At 43.1% G+C, this 24219-nt stretch carries 20 protein-coding genes; 5 read left to right on the top strand and 15 right to left on the bottom strand.

All coding sequences use genetic code 11. The features are described from left to right. Positions 1-43: 43 nt before the first annotated feature. Positions 44-2941, top strand: coding sequence for an Ig-like domain-containing protein (locus ViNHUV68_RS04625; protein ID WP_211253019.1), 2898 nt, complete (start codon positions 44-46; stop codon positions 2939-2941). Positions 2942-3148: 207 nt separating this feature from the next. Here ViNHUV68_RS04625 and ViNHUV68_RS04630 read toward each other — a convergent pair whose 3' ends face one another. The 9 genes from ViNHUV68_RS04630 to gap form a co-directional block, all read right to left on the bottom strand. Next, a complete protein-coding gene (locus ViNHUV68_RS04630; RefSeq protein ID WP_038176949.1) occupies positions 3149-4726 on the bottom strand; it encodes an alkaline phosphatase in 1578 nt (525 codons plus the stop codon). A 402-nt stretch (positions 4727-5128) separates the two neighbouring features. Further along, on the bottom strand, positions 5129-5476 hold the full coding sequence (locus tag ViNHUV68_RS04635; protein ID WP_038176948.1) for a hypothetical protein: 348 nt from the start codon (positions 5474-5476) through the stop codon (positions 5129-5131). A gap of 239 nt (positions 5477-5715) precedes the next feature. Continuing rightward, positions 5716-6657: a ChaN family lipoprotein gene (locus ViNHUV68_RS04640; RefSeq protein WP_391089572.1), complete on the bottom strand. Its 942-nt coding sequence runs from the start codon at positions 6655-6657 to the stop codon at positions 5716-5718. 85 nt (positions 6658-6742) lie between these two features. Then, the gene (rlmA, locus tag ViNHUV68_RS04645) at positions 6743-7561 is read right to left on the bottom strand and encodes a 23S rRNA (guanine(745)-N(1))-methyltransferase (RefSeq protein WP_391089574.1); all 819 of its coding nucleotides are present in this window, start codon (positions 7559-7561) and stop codon (positions 6743-6745) included. A 172-nt stretch (positions 7562-7733) separates the two neighbouring features. After that, entirely contained in the window at positions 7734-9044 is a 1311-nt protein-coding gene (locus ViNHUV68_RS04650) for an RHS repeat-associated core domain-containing protein (protein ID WP_391089576.1), read from the bottom strand. Then, the gene (locus tag ViNHUV68_RS04655; RefSeq protein ID WP_391089578.1) at positions 9037-12834 is read right to left on the bottom strand and encodes an RHS repeat protein; all 3798 of its coding nucleotides are present in this window, start codon (positions 12832-12834) and stop codon (positions 9037-9039) included. Before ViNHUV68_RS04655 ends, ViNHUV68_RS04650 begins: the two co-directional genes overlap by 8 nt. An 83-nt stretch (positions 12835-12917) precedes the next feature. Continuing rightward, positions 12918-13961, bottom strand: coding sequence for a hypothetical protein (locus ViNHUV68_RS04660; RefSeq protein WP_038176940.1), 1044 nt, complete (start codon positions 13959-13961; stop codon positions 12918-12920). 457 nt (positions 13962-14418) lie between these two features. Beyond that, entirely contained in the window at positions 14419-15303 is an 885-nt protein-coding gene (locus ViNHUV68_RS04665) for a D-hexose-6-phosphate mutarotase (RefSeq protein WP_391089580.1), read from the bottom strand. 187 nt (positions 15304-15490) lie between these two features. Further along, complete coding sequence (gene gap, locus ViNHUV68_RS04670; protein WP_391089582.1) at positions 15491-16486, bottom strand: type I glyceraldehyde-3-phosphate dehydrogenase; 996 nt, start codon at positions 16484-16486, stop codon at positions 15491-15493. Positions 16487-16821: 335 nt separating this feature from the next. Between gap and msrB the strand changes: the two genes are divergently transcribed. Next, complete coding sequence (gene msrB, locus ViNHUV68_RS04675) at positions 16822-17223, top strand: peptide-methionine (R)-S-oxide reductase MsrB (protein ID WP_391089584.1); 402 nt, start codon at positions 16822-16824, stop codon at positions 17221-17223. Between the two features lie 47 nt (positions 17224-17270). Here msrB and ViNHUV68_RS04680 read toward each other — a convergent pair whose 3' ends face one another. Beyond that, on the bottom strand, positions 17271-18101 hold the full coding sequence (locus tag ViNHUV68_RS04680; protein ID WP_391089586.1) for a DUF2989 domain-containing protein: 831 nt from the start codon (positions 18099-18101) through the stop codon (positions 17271-17273). A 105-nt stretch (positions 18102-18206) separates the two neighbouring features. Between ViNHUV68_RS04680 and ViNHUV68_RS04685 the strand changes: the two genes are divergently transcribed. Continuing rightward, positions 18207-18491, top strand: a complete 285-nt coding sequence (locus ViNHUV68_RS04685; protein WP_038176934.1) for a YeaC family protein — start codon at positions 18207-18209, stop codon at positions 18489-18491. Between the two features lie 76 nt (positions 18492-18567). Here the strand turns inward: ViNHUV68_RS04685 and ViNHUV68_RS04690 are convergent, their stop codons facing one another. From ViNHUV68_RS04690 to ViNHUV68_RS04705, 4 genes are all read right to left on the bottom strand, one after another. Continuing rightward, a complete protein-coding gene (locus ViNHUV68_RS04690) occupies positions 18568-19077 on the bottom strand; it encodes a YchJ family metal-binding protein (RefSeq protein ID WP_391089588.1) in 510 nt (169 codons plus the stop codon). 11 nt (positions 19078-19088) lie between these two features. Further along, positions 19089-20306 carry an HDOD domain-containing protein gene (locus ViNHUV68_RS04695; RefSeq protein ID WP_391089590.1) on the bottom strand — a complete coding sequence of 406 codons (1218 nt, stop codon included), beginning with the start codon at positions 20304-20306 and terminating at the stop codon, positions 19089-19091. Between the two features lie 83 nt (positions 20307-20389). Further along, positions 20390-21118: a UDP-2,3-diacylglucosamine diphosphatase gene (lpxH, locus tag ViNHUV68_RS04700; protein ID WP_391089592.1), complete on the bottom strand. Its 729-nt coding sequence runs from the start codon at positions 21116-21118 to the stop codon at positions 20390-20392. 43 nt (positions 21119-21161) lie between these two features. After that, positions 21162-21656 (bottom strand): peptidylprolyl isomerase, encoded by a 495-nt coding sequence (locus tag ViNHUV68_RS04705; protein ID WP_038176931.1) that lies wholly within the window; start codon positions 21654-21656, stop codon positions 21162-21164. 201 nt (positions 21657-21857) lie between these two features. Between ViNHUV68_RS04705 and cysS the strand changes: the two genes are divergently transcribed. Further along, positions 21858-23240, top strand: a complete 1383-nt coding sequence (gene cysS, locus ViNHUV68_RS04710) for a cysteine--tRNA ligase (protein WP_391089594.1) — start codon at positions 21858-21860, stop codon at positions 23238-23240. 78 nt (positions 23241-23318) lie between these two features. Beyond that, a complete protein-coding gene (locus tag ViNHUV68_RS04715) occupies positions 23319-23897 on the top strand; it encodes a thymidine kinase (protein ID WP_038176928.1) in 579 nt (192 codons plus the stop codon). Positions 23898-23967: 70 nt separating this feature from the next. Here the strand turns inward: ViNHUV68_RS04715 and infA are convergent, their stop codons facing one another. Beyond that, the gene (gene infA / locus ViNHUV68_RS04720) at positions 23968-24186 is read right to left on the bottom strand and encodes a translation initiation factor IF-1 (RefSeq protein WP_001040192.1); all 219 of its coding nucleotides are present in this window, start codon (positions 24184-24186) and stop codon (positions 23968-23970) included. Positions 24187-24219 lie beyond the last annotated feature (33 nt).

The raw sequence follows: 24219 nt of genomic DNA on the forward strand, positions 1-24219 counted from the left end.
GAATAAGTTATCAAATTAAACATGGGTGCTCACAACAATGATGATTCAATATAGGAAACGTTCGGCAGAAATAACGATGAACGGTTTTCGAACGGTAGGATTGGCTGTTCTATTTTCTGGTTTCTTGTTAAGTCCGATTTCTCAAGCAATGGCGTCTGAATTTAGCACGGGAGTGAATTCACAATCTGAGAGTGAGTGGTGGAGCAGTTATAAACTTGAAGTGAAAAATACAGGCTCCGCAGCAGAAAACATGCACGAAGCAGTGATTGAGTTCGTATTGCCAGTTGCGATTAATGATATTGGGTGGGCATCATCTGATTTATCTTATCCATCATGGAAAATCACGCACACTCCTCAGTCAAATGGCGTTCTCAACTCAGTTAAACTTAAGTTCCCAACTGGTTCTTGGGTAGACAGTACACTTGCTTCAGGTGAATCGGCAACACTGACACTCGCGTTTGGTGGCGAATTGAAAGATATCAATGCGTTTGAAGATTCTGTTGTGGTGAAAACTGATGGTGAAGTCACGCCATCGCCAGAGGTCTCTCTAGATATCCTTTCACCAACACAAGGCTCTGTTATTTATAAGGGATCTAATGTCGATATTATAACGAGTGTTGAAGGTGAGGGGGCTGATAAGCTCGAGTTTTGGGTTAACAACACTAAACTAGCACAACAGCCTGTTGTGGCAGGCACAAAAGAGTATTTGCAAGAATGGCAACCAACTGAAGTCGGTGCTGCTGCGATTTCTGTCATTGCTTTTGATGATGAAGGTGAGAAACTATCAGAGCAAAAGGTAACAGTGTCAGTAGAGTCAGAATCGACAGCAGCCAACCCTCCTGTAGTGCATTTTGTTTCTCCGCAAGCGGGCTCTTCGCATAAAAAAGGCGAAATCGTAACGATTGAAGCGGATGTGTTTGATGCTGATGACGATCTATCGAACGTTAAGTTCTTTGCAAATAATGTCGAAGTTTGTAATCTAGATGCGAAAGCTCATCATGACTTTTCCTGTGACTGGACGCCTCAAACCAAGGGTACGGTGCCAATTCGCGTAGAAGCTCGAGATGATGAACGTCATGTCACACGCCAAAGCTTAACCATTACAGTAACGGATGCGAGTAACAGTTGTGGCGATGTCCCGCAATACGAAAACGGTGTGGCTTACAAGATGGGTGATCAAGTCACCAATATTGGTAATATCTATACATGTAAAGTGGCAGGATGGTGTGGCAATTCAGTCTGGACTCCGGGTACTGGCGATCCTAACTACCCAGGTGCATGGAAAGATGCGTGGAGTGAAGAGGGTCAATGCGACCATAACCCTGTGCCAGAAGTGAATGTACAATCACCACAAGATGGAAGCAAAATATCACCAAATCAACCATTTAATGTAATTGTGAAAGCGACAGACGATACTAGCGTTGAACGTGTTGAAGTGAAACTGAACGGAGAAGTGGTTACCACGTCGACGAAATCTTCGGGCAGCGATCTGTATACCCTTACGGTCCCCGGTCAACGTGAAGGCCAATATACGCTAACGGCCGTTGCATATGATGATCAAAATGCAAGCGCAGAAACCATCCCAATGTCTATCGCTGTCACGGATGAAGACCTGATGGTGTCCTTGTCTTCACCTGTCGATGGTTCCAGCTTTACTGAAGGCCACGCTATTTCAATCAAAGCGGATGCGGAAAGTTATGAAGGTAAGGTGACTTCAGTAACCTTTATGTCAAATGGCAATACGCTTTTCAAAGATACAGAAGCCCCTTACGAATACCAATGGTTAGGAGCGCAACCTGGCCGTCACGTAATCTCTGCAGAAGCGGCCAACACAGCAAACCATAAGCAAACTTCTGCACCATCGAACATTACTGTAAAAGAGAATACGGGCGCAGGGGCTGGAGATGGTGGTTTAATGGATAACTCAGATCGCTCGATTAGTTACCTAACCTCTTGGGGGTTAAACGATCACGAAGAACTGCTTAACTCAAAAGGTGATGGCTACTTACTGTCATTCGGTCGGTGGGATGCCAACGGTAATATCACCGTCTCTGATAACATGCTAACGCCACCAAATTATAACCCAGACTGGATGCCAGCTCCGTATTTAGCATGGACGACCTTAAAGTATGATCAAAGCAATGTCACAATGATGGTCGCTTTTGGTGGTCAGACGTATGAAAGTATTTGGTCTCAAATCAGCACAGAGCAAAGCCGTGAAGCGGTTGCCAACAGTCTTGTCGACTTAGTCAACACTCCGTACCCTGTGTACAAGAAAAACCTTAAACCTGAAGAAGTAGTTGGTGAATGTCTGGCGACAGATTGGAGTGGCAATTGTGATTACAGCAAATACCAATTAGCTGGTTACGTTCAAATTGGCGGATTGGATTTTGACTTTGAAAAAGCAGCTCGGATTACCGACAAAGAGAATCAAGATCTAACGGCATTGATAAAGCTAATCCGTCAAAAAGTAGCCGATAAAAAAGTATTGTCATTAACGACTTACCACGTGGGCGCCGATCCGGTTGAATGTCAGGATGCAGGCGTATTCGAAAATTGTTCTTACATTGAGCCATCTGGTCGTTCATCTCACCATGGTGAAGTGATTGACCTTATAGAGGATACCAAGCATGACGTTGATTTCTTCAATGTGATGACTTACGACGCGGGTGAAAACTTCCTCTACGATGTCGCGATGAACAACTATGCTCGACACATTGGCGACAAGTCGAAGATTGTTTTAGGTAATACAATCAACAGTCAGTGGGGACCCGATGGCGCTTTCGTTGAAAGCCGTGCAAACAATCTAAAACGCGCACAATGGCAGAAAGACAATGGTTATGGGGGCTTCTTTATGTGGACTTTGGGTTCGAACAACCAAGGTCTGTCTATGTCAAATCAAGTGAACTACTTCAACGATATGATCAACGCGAGTAAGTAATAATTACCTTTAAACTAGCGGAGATCGTCAGCAGTTAATGCTGGCCTATGAACCCCTCTTCTAAAGAGTCCAAAGTCCGAGTGTTTTTAATAACACTCGGACTTTTTTGTTGCTGAGATAAGGGCATCGCCAACAACAGACAATGTCTGTGGCGAACTAAAAAACGCTCCGTAGGGCGTTGATTAGCCCAAGCGAAATCTGTCCAGGCTATTTCACTTGAGATTTAATGAACTCGCCAAGTTCTGAGTGGTGCATGATTTTAGAGACAGGTAACACTTTTTCCGCAGGACCCCAAGCGAATACATTTACAGGCGTATGAGTATGCGTGCCCGTTCCCCAAACAATGTTTTGTCCGGTCGCTTGTTCACGCGCCAGCAGGTTGCCACGGTCGTTGTACGGGAAGAAAGCATCAAAGTCGTTAATTGCTGGCACTTCTTCTACCGATAGATAGCTATGACCTGCTAAACGGTATGGGTTGGGCTTGCTTTTCAGTATGTTCGCCGCTTGCGCTGGCGTAATAGGGAATGCACTGTTTTGGTTGACAATTTCTGCGAGTTTTTCAGGTGTCTGTTGCGCTTTTTCGAGTTTTTCAAATTGGCTGATCATCGCGTAGTAGCTGAGTTTTTGGTTGTATAAGCCATCGAGGATATTAAAAGCGCCAAAGTTGAAATTTGGTGCGTAGTCGCGATTTTCAAATGCTTTTCCTGAACGCTTTTGTGGTTGAGGCAAGTTATTTGATGAATAACTAAAACCAAATGAACCTGTTTCGTGGTCAGCGGTCACAATCACAATGGTGTCGTCACGATCTTTTGCCCAGTCGTAGACAGATTGAACTGCTTCATCAAACTTAATCAATTCTTGCAGCATGGTACCGGCATCGTTACTGTGTCCCGCCCAGTCAATCTGCCCACCTTCAACCATCAAGAAGAAACCGTCTTTGTCTTTCGCCAATACTTCGAGCGCTTTATTGGTCATCTCTTTTAGGCTTGGTTGGCTGCGTTGAGGATCGTCTTTCTCGTTACGATAAGCGATACCATCATTCATCCCAGAATAGGCAAATAGGCCTAGTAGTTTATCGCCTTTTGCGTTGTCCAACATGCTGCGATTAAACGCAAGTTGGTAACCACTTTGCTGTGCTTCTGTGAGAAGGTTACGTTGGTCTTTACGTTTTGACTTAAGGTAAACATCGCCTTGAGTAAGCTTTTCAAGCTGCTGATAAGTATCACCTTTGTCATTGGTTGACTGAGGAATCCAATGACGTAGACCACCCGATAACATCACATCGACGCCAGTGGCTAGCATGTCGGAAGCAATGTCATTCTCAAGGGAACGATGCGGCTGGTGGGCGGCAAAAGCAGCTGGGGTGGCATGGGTCAAACGTGTGTCAGACACAAGCCCCGTCGCTTTGCCCGCGCGTTTTGCTTTTTCAAGAACGGTCTCTACGTGGTTACCTTGTGCATCGATACCAATCACTTCAGAACCAGTATAAATACCGGTTGCGAGCATAGTCGCTGAACAAGCGGAGTCGACCACAATCGCATCTTCTGGATGGGTTAAGGAGGAGCCAATGACACCTTGTTCTGCCAGTTGATAGAGCGCGGTTTTTTTACCTTGATAGATAGAGTTGGGAGCTTGATTAGCGTAGGTTTCGAGTAGGCCAACTTGCTGTGGCCCCATACCATCGCCAATCATTAAGATAACGTTTTTGATTTCTGCTGAAATGACACTAAAAGAGAGCGTAGACGTTGCCACTGCGGCAATAATTGGTTTTATATAGAGCTTCATTAAATGGTCCTTGTTTATAAAAGCGCAATAATTAAAACATTGATTTATTTCGTGAATATTTCACTTTGGTTGCAAAATGATAACAACAAGGCGTCACGGCTTCTGTTACAAGGGATAGAAAAAGCTCACCAATTACTGAGCTTTGAATCAAGAGAGCGGTTGTGTTGAGTAATGGTGAGGAAAGCGTTGGAACTTATTTAGAAAAAGATATCAACAAAATAGCCATTGAGAGTAGCATTAATGTCAGTCCAAAAATGTTAGTTTATTGAATGTTGAAATCAGCCACGCGCAATGATGTCATGATTTAAAAAGGATGAAATTATCGGATCCACAGCTAATTCTCGACAAACCGGGTGATTTGTCGTGAGGGGAATAGAGGGTTATGGCCAAGCTGGCAAGACCCTAAATGAGTGCCAGCAGAATGCCACCAACCGTTGCCGCTGCGGAAAGATATTGCCCTGCAGAATACGAACCATCTTCCTCTTGTTCAATTTTGTCTGGATGATCCATCCCTAGTGCGCCATGGGCAAACGACTCGACTTTCTCGCCGACGCTCTTATCAGCAATTTTACTTTCTTTATCAATCTCTTGAAGAGCAGCTAAAAGCGCTTTACCTTCATCGGAAAGGGTCACTTTATTTTGCTCCACTTTGAGTGGGGCTGGTTTAGAGGCGGCGTCAGCTGCAGCTGCTTGAGGCTTTACCTGCTGGGTCGGTGACAGCTTGGCTGGCTCCATTCCTACTGGTGTCATAATGATCTCCTTACATCATCCTCAGACAATATATCGACTGCTTTAAGAAAAACTTGTGCAAAATATGCAAAATTTGTGTAAAAACAAACCAAGCATAAATCGTGCCTGTTTAACTATTAACCGTGCTTGTTTAACTATTGCTCACTGGCTTCCTCGCCAGTGAGAAGAAATGCGCGAGTGTTTACCACATTCCTCATCCCAAAAAGCTCGTCTGATTGATGATCAAAGCAAAATCAGTGCTATTGGCAGTCTGAGTCATTATTTGTTTGGCCGATATGGCGATAGGCCGCTTGGCGATTCTCTTCGCTGACGTAACGCGCTGGTGGTTCAAGAACATCAAGCCAGTAATCTTGCTTTAAGGATGTTCTGATGGAGGCGAGCGATCCTGGGGTAATAACCACAACCTTGAGGTTTGGATTACGTTTGAGTATTGACGCCTTGATGCCTAGTCCTTGCTCGGTATGAAACTTGCCCGCAATATGGACGATTTGAACTGAGGGATGGTGTTGAAGGTAAGTGACAATACTGTCTGCCATCGTCTCATCCCATGTTACTTGCGCCGCATATTGACGTGTCGTTTGCTCCAGTGTGCCATGATGCATTGACGCCATAAATTTCTCTTTATAAGGGCTTTCGGAGTCGTCAATCTGCGCTGCAACCCATTGACGCTGTTGACTATCGAGTGTGTCAAGATAGCTTAACCCTTGTCGCCCGATACAGCGTACGATGGCTCTGGGCGCGTTCGCTGCGATAATATCGGCATTATGTGACTTGGCAAGTTCGATTAATGGTCGGTAATCACTTTCATAGTTTGGCCAAGCTGCGCCTTGCTTGATCAGCACCTGCTCTCCAATTTCGCCAGCTAAGTAACGGTCGACAACCGCTTGTTTGTCTCGCGAAAATTGCTCCATAGACAGTGTGACAGGTCGTTGCTGCTGTAGTCGCTGCTTAAGAAAGTCGCTTTGAAAGCGATGGATTCCAGCATGAGTATGCCACTCGCCAATTAAGATGATGTCGGCTTGGTTAATGTCGTCAGATAGTGTCTGTAGTTCGACGGGGGTCAATTGAGGAGAATAGAGTTGATAGTCATAAAAGCTAATGATCGCTTGCTCGGAATGGGGCGACATTGAGCAAGCGCTAAGTAGCGTTGATAATAGTGCGATGAATATACGCTGAAACATAAAAGCCTCCACTAAAGATAATCTAATAGTAATCGAGGCTATGGGACAACTCAATTTTAATGAGAATTATTGTCGTTTGTTTGGGTTATTGTTTACGATAAACTCGGATCATAAAATGTGCTTCACACTCAAATAAACTCGCCTGCGTCAGTTTTTGACGTAGTTCGTCACTGGCTTTCCACGCAAAAGGGGTCATTTGCAGTAGGTCGAATCCGGCCCCTTCACCTAGTGACATGGTGTAGTTAAGCATCTCTTGATGCTCAAGCTCAAAGCCTGCGATAGCCTCCGCTTCTTCGTTGTGCAGCCTGACGTCCGGGTAAATGTTAGCCCGTAGTTGATAAAGATGACGAGCGGCAGGCGTCACCGTGATGACAACCCCGTTGTCACTTACAACACGTTGTAGCTCTTGTGCCTTGCAAGGTGCATAAATACGCAGTACGGCATCTAAGCTTTGATCAGCAAAAGGTAAGCGATGACTCGAAGCGACACTGAAATGGCAGTTGAGGTAGCGTTTGGCGGCATAACGAATCGCTACTTTTGAAATGTCGAGGCCATAGGTTTGAGCTGGCTCGAACTGCTTAGTGAGCGCAGTGGCGACTTGCGTAGTGTAATAGCCCTCTCCACATCCAATATCGAGTAGGCGATGCGGAGTGTTAACTGTATGTTGTGCGCAAACTTCAGCGACTCGTTGCATCAAAGGTTGATAATGGCCCTGTTGCAAAAATCGACGACGAGCTTGCATCATCTCTTTGTTATCACCAGGATCTTTTGAGCGTTTATGTTGCACAGGCATGAGATTGACATAGCCTTCTTTCGCGAGATCAAAACTGTGGTTGTTGGCACACTGATAGGTGTGTTGAGAAAAACTCAAAGTTTGATGACATAGAGGGCAGGTGTAAGACATAAATCGCTCGCTTAATAGTGAAGGCGAAGATTTTATCAGGAAGCGTTGTCAGGCACTAGCACCAAGAAAACAAAGGGCAGTTTTGCTGCCCTAAGCCTAGGTTAATAAAAGATACTAATAACCGTATTGATGATCGTTGTTTTAATTACTTACTAGTAATTAACAACACAAACTAATAAGGAAGTAGATCACTATCCAGATAGTGAAACCTTGCTGAAGGACTATTGCTTAACGCTTTGTTCCATACAGATTCGGATAAGCCAAATTGCTTCCAAAGTGGCTTTCTATCGAAATGCTTCAGATGGTTTTGGGTATTTAATGTATAAACTGAGGTGATGCCAGCCAAGAATGAAACGGTATTCCATTGACGATTGGCGTCACTACCGGGTTTTGTCGCGAGCAGTGCAATAAGACCTGTTGCGTGCGAAACATCTGTAAATCTAGCGGATAAATAACCCACTGGATCGGATTTGATATTTTTTATTGGGTTAATCGATTTACCAGCCAGAGCGCCAAACGAAGAGCTGGTAAAATGGAAAAGTCGCATGACTAACTCGCTATTATAGGAGCTTTTACCTAAATGGTTCATGGTATTAAAGGCGATACCAGCAGAAGCACTAGAAATGCCGCTTACAATGCTAGCACCAGTAAATACAGCTTGCCGCAGAGTAATATGATCATCATAGAACGGCAGACTCTTTTTCCAACTGGAGCGGATGCTAAGTACCCGACCTTTGGCAATCGTTCTTCCAAGCTGGGCGCTCCCTTTTAGACCATATCCTACCCCCGCAATCGCGAGTGAAAAGCCCAACGCTTTACCTAATATCTGCAATCCCTTTGAAGCGTTGGGTTGCATCGATAAAGCAGTCACGGTCGAAATAGGTACAGATGCAACCTCTGCTAATGCTGATTTAGCAATGGCAAGACCTAACTGTGTCCCGGCTTTTGGTGCGGCAGCGGCAATCCCTAAACCACCAGTAATAAAGCCCAATGCCGCTCCGATTCCCACCTGCTTCCAGTCAAATTTATGCGTCGGATCAACTGCCATCTGAATACCCTCTGCGGCGGCAGATACTGCTGCTCCTACCACGGCACCCACAATAGCGCCGATTAAGATACTAAGCAGAGCAAAATGGCCACTTGGGTCGCGGCGGTTGACAGGGTCTCCGAGACAATAAGCATAGCCATTCACGCCGCCTGGACCAAAAGGGCTGAGGTTGTCGTGCGTATTAAAGCGCATGAGGGTTGGACTATACATCCGGTAACCATTACCTAGCGGATAGAGCTTAGTTGCTGGGTCTTGTCGAGCTCCGTTAAAACCTAACGGACTTTTCACAATAACATTTGTGTCAAAAGAACTGGTTGATGCTAATGCTGATGACATAGGCAATGACGCATTTGTGGTAGCAAGCGCTGAGAGTCCACCTGTCTGTTTTAAGAATAGTCTTCGGCTATGCAGATCGACTTTGTGTTTGCTATTCATAACAATCATCCTTTCCGTATGGTGTATAGCGGCGAGTTTGCTTGTCTCGATTCTCAGATTCTGCTGAGGTGGACAATGACTCAATGATGCTTCCTTGACTGTTGCCGAGTAACAGTTGGTGGTGGATATGATCGGCGTCATCACGGACACTTCGGCTAACAAGGCCTGGGGCAATATGATGGTAACTAGAATGCACTCCCCCTGACGTTTCATTGGCTAGTGTGTGACGGTAAAAAAGGTAGACTAATTGTTCCTGTACCGTTTGAGACACCATTCGACCGTCTCCGTCATACTGGTATCGCGATAGCTGTTCCCCATGAGCATTGTCAATTGAGGTTAACTGGCCTAATTCGTTGTAATGGTAGCCATTGTCCTGTTCATCATTCAACATGTTTCCGCTAACGCTGAAGTGCAATTGAACACTGGATGGATAACTGTGATGTGTGTTAGTAACCAGTACTAACTGGGTAGGGTTGTTAGGGTCATATGCATATACTGCGGTGTTCGATGTGCCATCACGAAAGTCGCTGACGACTTTAGCTATATTGCCATACAGGTCATGCTTGAATACTTGTTTAAGAAGACGATGGCCATATTCATCAGAAGGTGCATTGGGGCCATGGCATGAATAGGTCTCTAGACGCCCAAGTTCATCATAGTCGAAGGTTTCTGTTGTGGTCTCGAGTCCATCTGCATAGGCTCTGGTTTCTAATTGAAGATTACTATTATAATTTTGGTCAATACTAAACTCTTCGACACCATTAAACTTTGCCACTCGGTGGGTTTCCATGCCGATACTGTTGAATGTTAGCGCAATAACCGCGGTATCTTTTTCACGCTTGGTTGTATACATCCAAGGACGGCTAAATTTGTCGTAATCGATATGTGTTGTTGTGGTGACATCAGCAACATGTTCAGTAATAATTTCTGGTCGACCTAATGCGTCGTATTGATACTCCTGACGGTTACCAAAATAATCACAACTCTTTAGCAGCCTACCTTGGAGTGAATATTCTTCGCTTGCCTGTCTGATTTCACCATCATTAACCTCAATTTGATCAATTTCTATTCGACCATAAGAGTCACGAGTGACAGTTCGTTTAGCTCCCTGATTTAAGCTATCGGTTGGCAGCGCGGTTTGTGGGTCGAAGGTATAATGGCTGCTTAGTGCGGGTTTTCCGCGTACAGATACCGTTTCAGTGACTTGAAGCTGAGTATTATTTACCATATCGACAACACTGCCATCAGCTAATACTGCACTATCTGGTTGATTAGAGGCACCCACATAGTCATATGAGTTGATTGCTCCATTGACGGTCTCATCTTTTATTCGACCTAGTCCATCATAATTTCTGTCACCAAGCGATATACCATTAACCTTGACACTCTGGCATAGGTCTGCAGAAGTGAACTTAGGGTAAGAATAGGACTCAATGACATCTTGTCCATCAATAACTCGTACCACTTCTCTGAGTCGGTCAAACTCGTCATACCGATATCTTGTGGCTTTACCTTGAGTATCTGTTGTGTGGCGAAGTTTGCCGAAAGCATCATACTCATAGTGAGTTTTGGCCAGTATATTCCCTGCTGCGTCGATGGTTTCTCTATAAATTTCTAGACCAGAAAGGTTATAACTTGTTGTTTCTGTAATTAAGCCAACCTGCTTATGCACAGTCGTCAGTAACACTGGGTTTTGCTCTATAATTTCTTGGCGACCATCTGGGTGTTTTATCTCTCTCACTTCACCATTAACATCATATTGAAAACCGGTAGTAATACTAATTTGCTCTCCATTTAGCCAGTCAGTATCGACTACTGATTCTAGTTGACCATATTCGTTATAAGTCATTGACTTAATCGTATATAGATCAATACCCTGTGACTGCTTTATTGCTATGGCTTTTCCCGCATTGTTATACGCAGTGACTTCTAGGTTCCCTTTCGCGTCGCTTTGGGTGATGGTATTGTTGTCATTACCAACGGTATAGGCAAATGACGTTGCGGATTCGTTGTTTGTATTTGGTGCTACGATGATGTTTTTTTTTCTTCCTATAGAATCATAGGTTACTTTAATCGTAGATTCCCCCTCTGCTGTTTTCTCAATGGGTAGTCCCCAGAAATACTCTATAGAGGTAGAATAAGTTCTTGTTAACCCGTCATGAGTTAACACCGTTCTGGTTGTCTTAACTCCATTGCTTAAAGATTCGTAGTTGACAGTAACTGTGTTGTTATAGCCGTTTATACTGGAAACGAGTTCTTTTAAACGTCCGTAGGTATCAGACTCTTTATTATTGTCGTAATAGCTTAATTCGTCCGTTTGATTTTCATCACTTTCAGTGGCTAACACAATAAAATACTGACTTGGGTCGTCTAATCTTGCTAAGGAAGTATATGTGTATTTTGTTGTAAGAGGTGTTTCTCCATATTGATACGTGGCTGGAATAAACTGCTCTTCTTTTAACTGGGAAATCATATCGTAAGGGTCTGCAGGGCAATTACCCTCTTCCCCTTCAGCAGGGTAGTACCTATAAACCTGCTGAGAACCATCGGATTCTTGAATTAAAGTAGGGTTTGCGTAATCATCATATTGGTATCTTTTGGTGATACTTCTCGAAGCGCCATTATAATAATGGGTCGTCGTCTGAGTTTTGGGCAAGCTATAAATGGCAGGTTGCTGTTCTATACTTTTATTGAGAATCGCGTAATACTCATATGAGTCTTTTCTGTAGAGTGAATTATTATTATAGTGTTTCTCTGAGTCCAGTAAATGATATTTATTGTAACTTCTAACTATTTTTTTTGAGTTGTTAATGATCTCTGTAGTGGTATAAGTGTAATTAGCAGATGATTTAAATAATGTATCTTCGCCGGGAACCCATACTCTTTCACTAGCAAATCCTAGGTAGTTTTTATCTGAATAGTCATATTCTGTCAGTCGAGCAGGTTGACTATTATCAGAAGCAGGTATGAGTTTATGAGTTTGAATGAATGGAATTTTCGACAAAGGAGATCCAGATGGTAGGGAGTGACCATCATCGAGATAAACCATCTCTTCAATCAATCCAGAGGGGTGGGTGACCTTTTCTATGACGTCATAGTTTGAGCTCGAGATGAATCGATATTCAAACTCTACACAAGGTAGTTCATCAGCTAGTTTTACGCTGGATAAGCGTTTGAATACACCATTGTCGCTTTTATAAATAGTCAACACTTGGAATGTCTCTTTATCCAAATTATGGATAATATCGACTTTGGTTGCCTCCTCACTCCAGTTAAAGAGTACCTCGCGTCCATCATCATCATAAATTTTATTTATTCTCCCCGTCCACTCGTGATAGCTAAAATAGACGTTTTTTCCATCCGGAGATGATATTTTATTTGTCTTTCCAGAACTTTCATTCAAATGCTCACAGACGCCTCCTTCGCTAATTACTTTTAGTTCTTTATTTTCAGCTGAGTATGTTATTTTAATGTCTTTGAGCTTTCTATATGGGATCTCATACTCTTTTTTTCCCCAAGGTTTAAATATCTTGAAAGATTGACCTGTTGAAAGGTTTATGGTGTTAGATACTTTGTCGTATTGACTGAGAGAAAGTGACCACCCACGACCAAAACCGATATCTTGTGTGCTACCAGCATTGTAAGAAAGCGTAATGGGTATGCTAGGGCCCAAAAGTTTATGTGACAAGAAATAGACTAGGGGGATACTTACAGAATACATCCCTGTTCTAACATCTACGTCAGAGGTCAGACTTTCCATAAAGTTATTAGCATTAGATTGAATACTCACAACATGTCCTTATTATACAATAATAAATCGATTAAATAATTTTTAAAATTGGACTGTAACACTATAATTTATAGTGTGACTAGTTAATGGAAGCGATAATACACCTTACCCCATTTGTCATTAGGATTTGAATGTCTAGATATATTTATTATCCCGTTATTACCATAATTATCCACAAATGTCACAAGTGGGCAATGAATTTCAATGTTGATTAATGGATTTATATATGTATGTAGATTATCTTGACCATTAAGCCAAGCAAAAGTGATACTGTTAGTAGTGTTGAATTTTAATGTTTCTGTTTCTTTTTCAACAAATTCTTCCCGGAAAGTAATTAAGTTCACAGTTATACCAAAATATGGAAAACTTGTACTTACTACTCCACGAACTGGTTCAAATAAGTATGCAGCACCATATTTTCGATTGCCGCTATATGGGTGTTCAGGTCCATTCGTCGATGAGATTAAATATCTTTTACCATTGTTTTCATGTTTTGTATCACAGCCACCAACACCTCTAATTTCCCGATTGTTTTTCAGTGTGAACCTCTCTTGAGCTATTGCATAAGAGTCGTTTTCATACCATTCACGGCTAGTTACTTGATCTAGATCTTCGATACCATAGTTTATTTCTGGAACCACGTTTAAATAAACAAGACCACTATTAACATCTCCGTTGCAAGTTGTCAGTGTTTCCCTATTTCCATTAGCATTTGATGCCACAAGTTCAGCGCATAATGTGATATTATTATCACTATTTCGCGTTGATAAATAAAATATTTGACTAGTAGAGTTTTGAACAGTTTTATTTTTTTCAGCTGAGCGATACCCACTAATGTCACTATCGTACCCGTTATCAATGGAACTATTTTCCCAGCTACTTGGTAATGGATTATTCGTATAAGCTTCCCTTATTGAAAGTTTTTCAACTGTGTAGTCTTGAGGAATGTTTTTATATGATACAAGCAACTTCGCTTGCATGTTCCCATTAGCGTAGATAGTTGCCGAGGATAAACCAGAAATTGTCCTTATAGTTAGAGATGGACTGCTACTCTGCGCTAGAGATATAGAGGGTAGTAGGGAGATTATTAATAAATTAACGATGTTAGATATTTTTAAAAGTCTCATACATGACTCCATTTAATCAGTTGATTGAAATATGATTACTAGCTTTTAATAATATTGTTGAAAATAAATTTAACTAATGATTTTGGTACTGACAATTAAATGTAGATTGCTTTTGATAAAACTGACATTAAAAAACTGTTAAACACAATGTTTATATCCATGTCGATATTTTATTAATGTGAATAAATACTCATAATGTCCATATATATTGTGTGTATTTAGAGGTTGTTTTTAGTCTTTGAAATGTCCATATTCCATTACGCTAGGATCAACTAACTAAACGAAGTGGCTGATATATTGAGAAAATTCATTTCGCAGCAAGGCTTTAAGACCAATCATACTGTCTTTGCTTCAAGCTTATAGAAAGGGAATAAAGAGAAAATAGAAGTGAAAAAACATCATTGCCAACCTAGTGGCAATTGAATAGACGCAGGTCTGGCGACCTGCGTACAGGAAGCTACTTACTTGAGATGGTGGTGACCAACTGATGGGTTTCGCCAGGTTGCAGCGTTTTTCCTTGCTCTAATGTGGCCGCGTGCAATGTTGATTCAACGCAGAGAAAGGTTTGATAGCCATTATCGGCCATATCACCCATGCTTTGTGCGCCTTCGGACCATGGGTTCCAAAGTACCGCCGAGTTGTGACCTTGATTCTTGACAACCATAGAGCGACCTAACACGGGATCTTTAACGATAATGTTCGCTTGCGGCTGAGTGTAAACACGATCAATGGTGTCGGTAAGCTGAAGTACATCATCACCTTGGAAAACCCCGCCACCTTTTAGGCTATCGATGTATTGAGATCCCATACCTGTGGTTTGTGCTTGGGTAATATCACCGAGGTTAAGGTAGGTATGCAGCGCGCCGGAAAATGTCCAAGGTGTTTGATCGGTATTTTGTACATCTAGAGTCACTGTGAGCTCTTCACTGACTTCGACCAATAGTCGAGCAGAAAAGAGGTGTGGCCACACCGAAAGAGTCTCTTCAGAAGGCATCAAACCAAGCTCAACAATAACGCCGTTATCACTTTCACGATGTTCGATCAGTGTCCATTGCGAAGTGCGCGCAAAGCCGTGCGCAGGGGCGGCAAGACGGCCAAACCATGGCCAACATATTGGAATACCACCGCGTAATGCTGTTTTTCCATCAAATTTGGCTTGCTCACTCATCCAAATCAGATCGTCTTGACCTTCAGGTTTGAATGACACCACGTGACCGCCATGAAGAGCGATACCAGCAGATGCTTTATTGTGGATGATTCGGACGATTTTTACTTTGTCTTGTTCGACGATCGTGACGTTATCAGACAGTACCGTTAATGCCGGTAATTGGTTCAGGTTCATCGCATGTCCCTCAAAAATAAATTGTATTCAATTAGACAGGGTTTCACTTCTTATATGAAGCGCTTCCAATTGAATCAAATCTAGCTCAGGATATTTTTGCCAGTGAGCAATAGAACAGGTACAAAAAAGGCGACTCGAGAGCCGCCTTTACGATATTCTGCGCTAAACGCTTATCTTAAAGTAATGATTACTTAGAGATGTGAGCGATTAGGTCTAGAACTTTGTTTGAGTAACCGATTTCGTTGTCGTACCAAGATACAACTTTAACGAATTTGTCAGTTAGAGCAACACCAGCTTTAGCATCGAATACTGAAGTTTGAATTTCACCGATGAAATCTTGTGATACAACTTGGTCTTCAGTGTAACCTAGAACACCTTTAAGCTCGCCTTCAGACGCTTCTTTCATCGCAGCACAGATAGCTTCGTAAGATGCAGCAGTCTTAAGGTTAACTGTTAGGTCAACAACAGAAACGTTAGCTGTTGGTACGCGGAAAGCCATACCAGTTAGTTTGCCGTTTAGTTCTGGAAGAACAACGCCTACTGCTTTAGCAGCACCAGTTGATGATGGGATGATGTTTTGAGAAGCACCACGGCCACCGCGCCAGTCTTTAGCAGAAGGGCCATCTACAGTTTTTTGAGTTGCTGTAGTAGCGTGAACTGTTGTCATAAGACCAGATTCGATACCGAACTTGTCGTTAAGAACTTTAGCAACAGGTGCTAGACAGTTAGTAGTACAAGAAGCGTTAGAAACGATGTCTTGACCTGCGTAAGTTGCGTCGTTTACGCCCATAACGAACATTGGAGTCGCGTCTTTAGAAGGGCCAGTTAGAACAACTTTTTTAGCGCCAGCTGTGATGTGCTTACGTGCAGTCTCATCTGTTAGGAAAAGACCAGTTGCTTCAGCAACAACGTCAACGTCGATTGCATCCCACTTAAGATCTTCAGGGTTACGCTCTGCAGTTACACGTACAGTTTTGCCGTTAACGATTAGGTTACCGCCTTCAACTTCAACAGTACCGTTGAAACGGCCGTGAGTTGAGTCGTACTTAAGCATGTATGCCATGTACTCAACGTCGATAAGATCGTTAATACCTACTACTTCGATATCGTTGCGCTCTTGCGCTGCACGAAATACGAAACGACCGATACGGCCAAAACCGTTAATACCTACTTTGATAGTCATTATAGTTGCTCCACAACTTAATTTCTGATTAAAGATAACTGGTAGTAAAATTACAGAATCCAGTCAAAATCTGCAACTGATAATCGGACTTAACTTGTTTAAAGTCAAAAAAAAGTGTCGCTTTTTTTCACAATTAGTCGCAAATGGTTAACTTTTGAACGGATTGCTAGTTTCTTCCTAAACCAGTTGACGTAAAATAGTTTAGATGTTGACAGCAGTGCTGAAAGTTTGAACATCCTTTTATGGTTTCAAAGTATGTGCTACAAAGGTTGATATTCGCAAGTTTTTCGAAAAAAAAGTCATGATTAAAATTGAGAATACGGAGAAATAACGTTTTGAAACATAAGGTAGAGAAAGTCACTAAGCCTGATGAATACTGGCGTGAAAAGCTATCTGATGAACAGTACCGAGTGTGCCGAGAGCAGGGGACCGAAGCACCATTTTCTGGGACGTTACTGCATAATAAAGAGACGGGAGTGTATTACTGCACTTGCTGTGAAGCGCCACTGTTTATCTCTGATAATAAGTATGACTCTGGATGTGGTTGGCCAAGCTTTGATGCCCCTATCAATAAAGAGGCTATTCGCTATTTAGAAGATTTGAGTCACGGAATGGTGAGAACTGAGATACGTTGTGCTACATGTGACAGCCACCTAGGTCACATTTTTAATGATGGACCGCAAACAACAGGTGAGCGTTACTGTGTTAACTCAGTGTCGTTAATTTTCAACAATTGATAAAAAAGCGGTGATTTAACCACCGCTGATTGTTTTATCCTTTCACTTTACCGTTTGGCGCTGGCAAATTTGGGAATTTGCTCTGAGTTGAAAGTGCCAGCACGGATGGAATCTTCGATTTGCTCGGCGATGTCGTCAAGTTGGTCATAAATGCTGGGCTCAAATCCGTACAGCAATTGTAATTCACTTTGAGACGCGATCGGTACATTGAACGATTCGGCAATACGTGTCCATATGTACGCTTCTTCCTTCAAGTTAAGTCGGTACGTGGTACTGGCCAGAGACTTAAATATTTCGGTATTGATGTTGTTACCCTTGGTCAACTCAAGGGCATGAAATAATAGTTGGCGTGTCTTTCCCTGATCACGGCTAGTGTAAAAAGTCGCCAGGGCATATTGCATTTCCGCGCTTTCTAGTGCGGGAGATCCTTCGAGTTGCAAGAAGCGTCGCCGTGCTTGATCATCCCCAATTTGACTCCACAAAAAGTAAAGTGCGTTCGGAGATGAAGACTGTTGTAATTTAGTGACTATGTGTTCTAAATCTTCACCAGAATTGACCAGTGCATTGAAGCGACGTTGTTTCAAATTGGTTTGATCGAGCGGTTGAATTTGTGCGGCGAGCTCGAGACATTTTCGATAGTCGGCTAACAGCAGATATTCTTTTATTTGGTTAGTGTCTGTTGGGTTTTTCAATACTTCAAAACGATGCCATATAAGATCAGTGCGAGGAACGCGGCATTGACCATCGTCAATATTGAGTCGCTCACATTGCAAGGCTGGGTTGTCATTGCACAATTGTTCAGTGTTCTTGTTTCCTTCGAAGCACCCTGTAAGTAGGAGGCTCGATCCCAAGAGTGTTAGCGCGTTGGTTATCTTCATACTATCGTTGCTTGTGATCCGTTACACTTAATCATTGCAGGTGTCTTGACTCGTTCTGCTAGCCCGGTAGTGTTTGCTTACTTTAGTCGATTTATAGGACATAACATGGACGCAGAGCAGTTAATTAATGCCATTACACCTGAGGCTTATGAGCGTCTACTATTTGCAGTAGAAACTGGTAAGTGGCCCGAGGGTACTCTACTTTCTGAGCAGCAGCGAGGCACTTGTATGCAAGCTGTGATGTTGTATCAATCTAAGCATAATGCAGAAGCTCAACATATGACAGTTGCTCAGGGTGGAGAAATCAGTTTTAAATCTAAAGCGGAGCTGAAAAGGCAGTTTCAGCAAGGGCAGGATGACATTGTGCGAGTCAACCCAAATCAAGAGTGAATCGCTTTAAGAAGATCAATAAATCACAAAGGCAAGGGAAACCTTGCCTTTTGTTATAGCGGTGTTAGCTAAGATGTTACCCACAGCACTTTTTGAATTTTTTGCCGCTGCCGCACAAACATGGATCATTTCGACCAAGCTTAATACTGCTTATTGATTGATTTAACCTAGCATCAATGTCGCGTGCAGTGTCACTTTCCGAAGGGAAGGTTCCATCGATATACAGCCATTGGCCATTCTCCCGCACAAAGCGAGAACGCTCTTGTAGACAATACTCGTCGCCCTCTTGGCGGAAAAAGGCTTTAAAGGTAACAAAACCTTCATCGATGTGGCTGCCATCTTCGCTGCAAATAACTTCTAAGCGTGTCCAATCGCTGTCAATTGACTCGGCGATTTCGCTGCGCTGTGCTTGTGCTTGGCAGCTAGGATGGTATGTGTTGACGACAAAATCGACTAACCCTTTGACATGTGCACAGTAGCGGGCACGCATCAATGTTTCTGGGGTGTGGGCTTGAGTGACATCATTGTGCACGCGACCACAGCACTGTTCATAGGCGCTTGGCTTTCCACAAGGGCAGGAATTCATACCGACTCCAATTAGTTTGTTTTGACAGACAGAATGTCAGCGGTCCATTTCACCGATTCATCGTAGCACTCACTTAATGTGCTCTGATCAATGCCGATCTTGTCACAGTAGTGATTTACATCGTCCCACTGTGCCTGTTCGTAGGCTTTGGTTAGTGAAAGAATATCGCCCAGAGTGCCTTCGTTGTTGGTAATGGCAAGCTTGATTGATTCGTCAATTGATATTTGGCTGACGATTTGTTCAAGAGGGCGATCAAGTAAGCTGTCGAGCAATGAGAACATTCCGGTTAGAAACGCTTGACCAGACTCAAATTTGGTCTCTAGCCGAGAGACAACAAGTTCGCAATAACGCGCACGCTGAATTGATAGCCGATAGAGATAATCGGGTTTGCTGTCTTGGCTAGAAGCGAGTGCAACTAACGAGATAAATTTACGTAATTTGTCTTCACCCAAGTAGATAAGCGCCTGCTTAAATGAATGAATCCTAGTCATGACAATAGATGACGAGTTGACAAAACTGAGCAGCTTATACGATAGGGTGACATCAGTGCTAATCAGAGACTCAATCGCCGCAAAATCCATGTCTTGTTTGGCTATTTCCGTGAGAAGCTGGATGACCGTCATGAATGAAGGCTCAAGCGATTTACGTGTGATCATCTCAGGTTTGCTAAAGAAGTAACCTTGGAAATAATCAAATCCTGCGTCTTTTGCCAATTCGAACTCTTGGTAAGTCTCAACTTTTTCAGCAAGAAATTCGATATTGCTACCACTTAAGCGCAGCATAAAAATGCGTGCTTTCTCGATGGAAACTTGGCGTATGTCGAACTTAATTATTGAGATATAAGGAAGAAATGCTCGCCACTCTTTGCTTGGAATAAAATCATCCAATGCGATTTTATAGCCAAGGGCGGTCATCTCTTTGATCGCATCAAGTAATTCTGTAGTTGGCGGGCAGTCTTCAAGCACTTCGACGACTAAATTATCCATTGGAAACAGAGTCGGTACTCGATTGATTAAGCTTTGATAGGGAAAGTTAACAAAGCCAAGTTTGTCGCCCAAGGTATCGTAGTGAGTAGAGAGAAAATGGTCAGACAACAAGCGACTTGTTGCCTGTTCTGGATCAATTTCTGGAAACGTGTTTTGTGGTCCATCCCTAAAGAGAAGCTCATAGCCAACCGTTTGCTTATTGATATCTAAAATAGGTTGTCTTGCGACGTATGAGTATTTCAAGGTAATAACCTGCTCCGTATGAATCATTTATGCGTTTGGCTGCCCAAATCATTGGGCGGCGACATTATGCATAAAAACTGCGCTTATCCTGAAAAAGGTCTTTGCTGTAACTCGAAATCATTTTTATCGAATGTTAACACTGAGCCCTGTGTATACCAATCACCTAACACAATTCTGGTGCAGATGGTTTGGTCTGACTCGAATGTGTGAACGTTAGGCCGATGCGTATGGCCATGGATCATTAGGTCGACATTATAGGCTTGCATGACGTGTTCTACTTCGCTCTGTGTCACATCCATGATGTCGAGCGACTTAGTTTGTTTATCGGTTTTGATATCTGACTGTATCTTACTGACAATTTTTTTCTTATAACGCATCGGAATACGATTAAACAACCATTGTAGCCAAGGTTGATGAACCTTTTTGCGGTATTCGAGGTATTTGACATCTCGGGTGCATAAGGTGTCACCATGCAATACTAAGGCTTTTCTTCCGTAGAGGTCGATAACGGTTTCGTCGCCCAGTAGCGTCACGCCTGTTTGGCGGCTAAAACGTTTGCCAACCAGAAAATCGCGGTTACCCTGGGTAAAGAAACAAGCAACACCGCTGTTGGTCAAGGTTTTAAACTCGGCTCTAATTTGTTCGGCAAATTCAGAACGGTCGTCATCGCCAATCCAGAACTCAAACAGATCCCCGAGCACATATAATGCTTCAGCATGGATGGCTTCTTGGCGCATAAATCGAACAAAGCAATCGGTGGTTGCCGGGGTCGCGGGAGAGAGGTGAAGATCAGATATAAATAATGTGGTCATAGTCAATACAAACAGAGCGCACTAGGCGCTCTGTTATTCTTTATTATTCTTCGATAGTCGTGCCAGTGATCATTACATCTTCGAGTGGTACGTCTTGATGCATGCCTGATGAGCCAGTGCTCACGCCTTTGATCTTGTTGACGATATCCATGCCTTCAACGACTTCAGCGAAGACACAGTAACCCCATCCGTCTAGGCTTTCACTACGAAAATCTAGGAAAGTGTTGTTGTTAACGTTGATGAAGAATTGAGAGCTTGCTGAATGCGGTTCCATGGTACGTGCCATCGCCAACGTGCCGATTTTATTGCTTAGGCCGTTGTTTGCTTCGTTCTTAATTGCTGCGCGAGTCGGTTTTTCACGAAGGCCAGACTCCATACCACCACCTTGAATCATGAAACCATCGATAACACGGTGGAAAAGAGTGTTGTCGTAGAAACCATCACGGCAGTACTGAAGGAAGTTTGCGCTAGTTTCTGGTGCTTTTTCATCGTTGAGCTGAATTTTGATGTCACCAAAATTAGTGTGAAGGGTGATCATGATTGTTTCCTTTACAGATGTTTTTAACTTGAGCCCAAGATTCTAGCTCAACTTCGGCGACATTAATACGTCAAAAGCACGTCTTGAGACCTAGGTATCGGTGTCATTGATGGGTTTTTGAGCGTTTGAGGGATTACCTAACAGGGCGTGACTTGATATACTGGTCGACCATTTGTATCACTCGAAAATTAGAAAGAGATCATGTTAAAGATATATAACACACTCACAAGACAGAAAGAGGAATTCAAACCAATCAATGCTGGCAAAGTTGGCATGTATGTGTGTGGGGTAACCATCTATGATCTCTGTCATATTGGTCATGGCCGTACTTTCGTCTCTTTTGATGTTGTTTCACGTTACTTACGCTACCTAGGCTACGACTTGACCTTTGTGCGTAACATTACGGATATTGACGATAAGATCATCAAGAGAGCAAACGAAAATGGTGAGTCTTGTGACTCCTTGACTGAACGTCTTATCGGCGAAATGCATACCGATTTTGATGCGCTCAATATGAAGCGTCCTGATATTGAACCCCGCGCAACGGAATTTATTGCAGAAATTGTAGAGCTGGTCGAAAAGTTAATTGAGCGTGGTTTCGCTTACGTTGCGAGTAACGGCGACGTCATGTTCGAAGTTCGAAAGTTTGACGAGTATGGCAAGTTATCTAAGCAAGACCTTGACCAACTGCAAGCGGGCGCTCGCGTTGATGTCGAAAGCGCTAAACGCAGCCCTCTAGATTTTGTTTTGTGGAAAATGTCGAAGCCAGGCGAACCAACTTGGGAATCACCTTGGGGACCTGGTCGTCCAGGCTGGCACATTGAGTGTTCAGCAATGAACTCATCAATCCTTGGCAACCATTTTGATATTCATGGCGGTGGTTCTGATCTGCAGTTCCCGCACCATGAAAATGAAATTGCTCAATCTTGCTGCGCGCACGGCACCCAATATGTAAATACTTGGATGCACAGCGGCATGGTGATGGTCGACAAAGAAAAGATGTCTAAGTCATTAGGTAACTTCTTTACCATTCGTGATGTATTAGGCCACTACGATGCTGAGACGGTACGTTATTTCCTTATGTCGGGCCACTACCGTAGTCAGTTGAACTATAGCGAAGAGAACCTTAATCAGGCGCGTGCATCACTTGAGCGTTTATACACGTCGTTGCGTGGTCTTGACCTGAGCGTACCTGCTGCGGGTGGTGAAGAATATATTGAGCGCTTTATTGCCGCGATGAATGATGATTTTAATACACCGGAGGCCTACTCAGTACTGTTTGATATGGCCCGTGATATTAACCGTCTCAAAGGTGAAAAATTAGATCAAGCGAGCTCTCTGGGAGCATTAATGCGTGAACTTGCCGATGTGATTGGTATTCTTCATCAACAGCCGGAAGTCTTCCTTCAAGGTACTGTGGGCGATGATGATGAAGTTGCTGAAATTGAAGCGTTAATCAAGCTGCGTAACGATAGTCGCGCCGCTAAAGATTGGGCCAACGCAGATATGGCACGAGATAAGCTTAACGAGATGGGTATTGTGTTAGAAGACGGCGCAGAAGGAACTATCTGGCGTCGCAAGTGATAGACAACGATGATTAAATGAAGGGCTGTTTTTCAGCCCTTTTTTCTATTAAATTCTTATTTTGAGGTAGGGCATTTCGTGGCTCAGATGTACTTCTATTACTCAGCAATGAATGCGGGTAAATCAACCACTCTTCTTCAGTCTTCGTTCAATTATCAAGAACGAGGCATGACACCAGTGATTTTTACCGCGGCGCTTGATGATCGTTACGGTATTGGCAAAGTGAGTTCACGGATTGGTTTGCAGTCTGACGCGCATTTGTTCCGCCCTGATACCGATCTATATCAGGAAACCGTCGCGCTGAATGACGCAGAAAAGCGTCACTGTATTTTAGTTGATGAATGTCAGTTCTTGAGTAAAGAGCAGGTTTATCAGTTAACAGAAGTCGTTGATAAACTGCATATCCCAGTATTGTGCTATGGCCTAAGAACAGACTTTCTTGGTGAATTGTTTGAAGGCAGTCGATACTTATTGTCTTGGGCTGATAAGTTGGTTGAATTGAAAACTATCTGTCACTGTGGACGCAAAGCGAATATGGTGATTCGTACGGATGAGAATGGTGTTGCGATTGCTGAAGGTGACCAAGTCGCCATTGGTGGTAATGACAAATATGTCTCTGTCTGTCGTCAACACTACAAAGAAGCGCTTGGTAAGTAGTGCCACTTGTGATTGAAACAAAAAACGGAGCATGAAGCTCCGTTTTTTGTTTGTGTTCGAGAATCAGAGATTAACGAGCACGGAAGACGATGCGACCCTTAGATAGGTCGTATGGAGTCATCTCAACAGTTACTTTGTCACCAGTAAGAATACGGATGTAGTTCTTACGCATTTTACCAGAGATGTGAGCAGTAACTACGTGACCGTTTTCTAGCTCAACACGGAACATTGTGTTTGGAAGAGTATCAAGGACGGTGCCTTGCATCTCAATTACGTCTTCTTTAGCCATTTAATCCTCTTTTAAAAAATGGACAATTTTTAG

Source organism: Vibrio sp. NH-UV-68 (assembly GCF_042940635.1).
GTDB classification, from domain to species: domain Bacteria; phylum Pseudomonadota; class Gammaproteobacteria; order Enterobacterales; family Vibrionaceae; genus Vibrio; species Vibrio pacinii.

Excerpts from the sequence above, each read along its gene's own strand:
- ViNHUV68_RS04630 (WP_038176949.1), bottom strand. The coding sequence starts at position 4,726 with ATGAAGCTCTATATAAAACCAATTATTGCCGCAGTGGCAACGTCTACG.
- ViNHUV68_RS04635 (WP_038176948.1), bottom strand. The coding sequence starts at position 5,476 with ATGACACCAGTAGGAATGGAGCCAGCCAAGCTGTCACCGACCCAGCAG.
- ViNHUV68_RS04640 (WP_391089572.1), bottom strand. The coding sequence starts at position 6,657 with ATGTTTCAGCGTATATTCATCGCACTATTATCAACGCTACTTAGCGCT.
- rlmA (WP_391089574.1), bottom strand. The coding sequence starts at position 7,561 with ATGTCTTACACCTGCCCTCTATGTCATCAAACTTTGAGTTTTTCTCAA.
- ViNHUV68_RS04650 (WP_391089576.1), bottom strand. The coding sequence starts at position 9,044 with ATGAATAGCAAACACAAAGTCGATCTGCATAGCCGAAGACTATTCTTA.
- ViNHUV68_RS04660 (WP_038176940.1), bottom strand. The coding sequence starts at position 13,961 with ATGAGACTTTTAAAAATATCTAACATCGTTAATTTATTAATAATCTCC.
- ViNHUV68_RS04665 (WP_391089580.1), bottom strand. The coding sequence starts at position 15,303 with ATGAACCTGAACCAATTACCGGCATTAACGGTACTGTCTGATAACGTC.
- gap (WP_391089582.1), bottom strand. The coding sequence starts at position 16,486 with ATGACTATCAAAGTAGGTATTAACGGTTTTGGCCGTATCGGTCGTTTC.
- ViNHUV68_RS04680 (WP_391089586.1), bottom strand. The coding sequence starts at position 18,101 with ATGAAGATAACCAACGCGCTAACACTCTTGGGATCGAGCCTCCTACTT.
- ViNHUV68_RS04685 (WP_038176934.1), top strand. The coding sequence starts at position 18,207 with ATGGACGCAGAGCAGTTAATTAATGCCATTACACCTGAGGCTTATGAG.
- ViNHUV68_RS04690 (WP_391089588.1), bottom strand. The coding sequence starts at position 19,077 with ATGAATTCCTGCCCTTGTGGAAAGCCAAGCGCCTATGAACAGTGCTGT.
- lpxH (WP_391089592.1), bottom strand. The coding sequence starts at position 21,118 with ATGACCACATTATTTATATCTGATCTTCACCTCTCTCCCGCGACCCCG.
- ViNHUV68_RS04705 (WP_038176931.1), bottom strand. The coding sequence starts at position 21,656 with ATGATCACCCTTCACACTAATTTTGGTGACATCAAAATTCAGCTCAAC.
- cysS (WP_391089594.1), top strand. The coding sequence starts at position 21,858 with ATGTTAAAGATATATAACACACTCACAAGACAGAAAGAGGAATTCAAA.
- infA (WP_001040192.1), bottom strand. The coding sequence starts at position 24,186 with ATGGCTAAAGAAGACGTAATTGAGATGCAAGGCACCGTCCTTGATACT.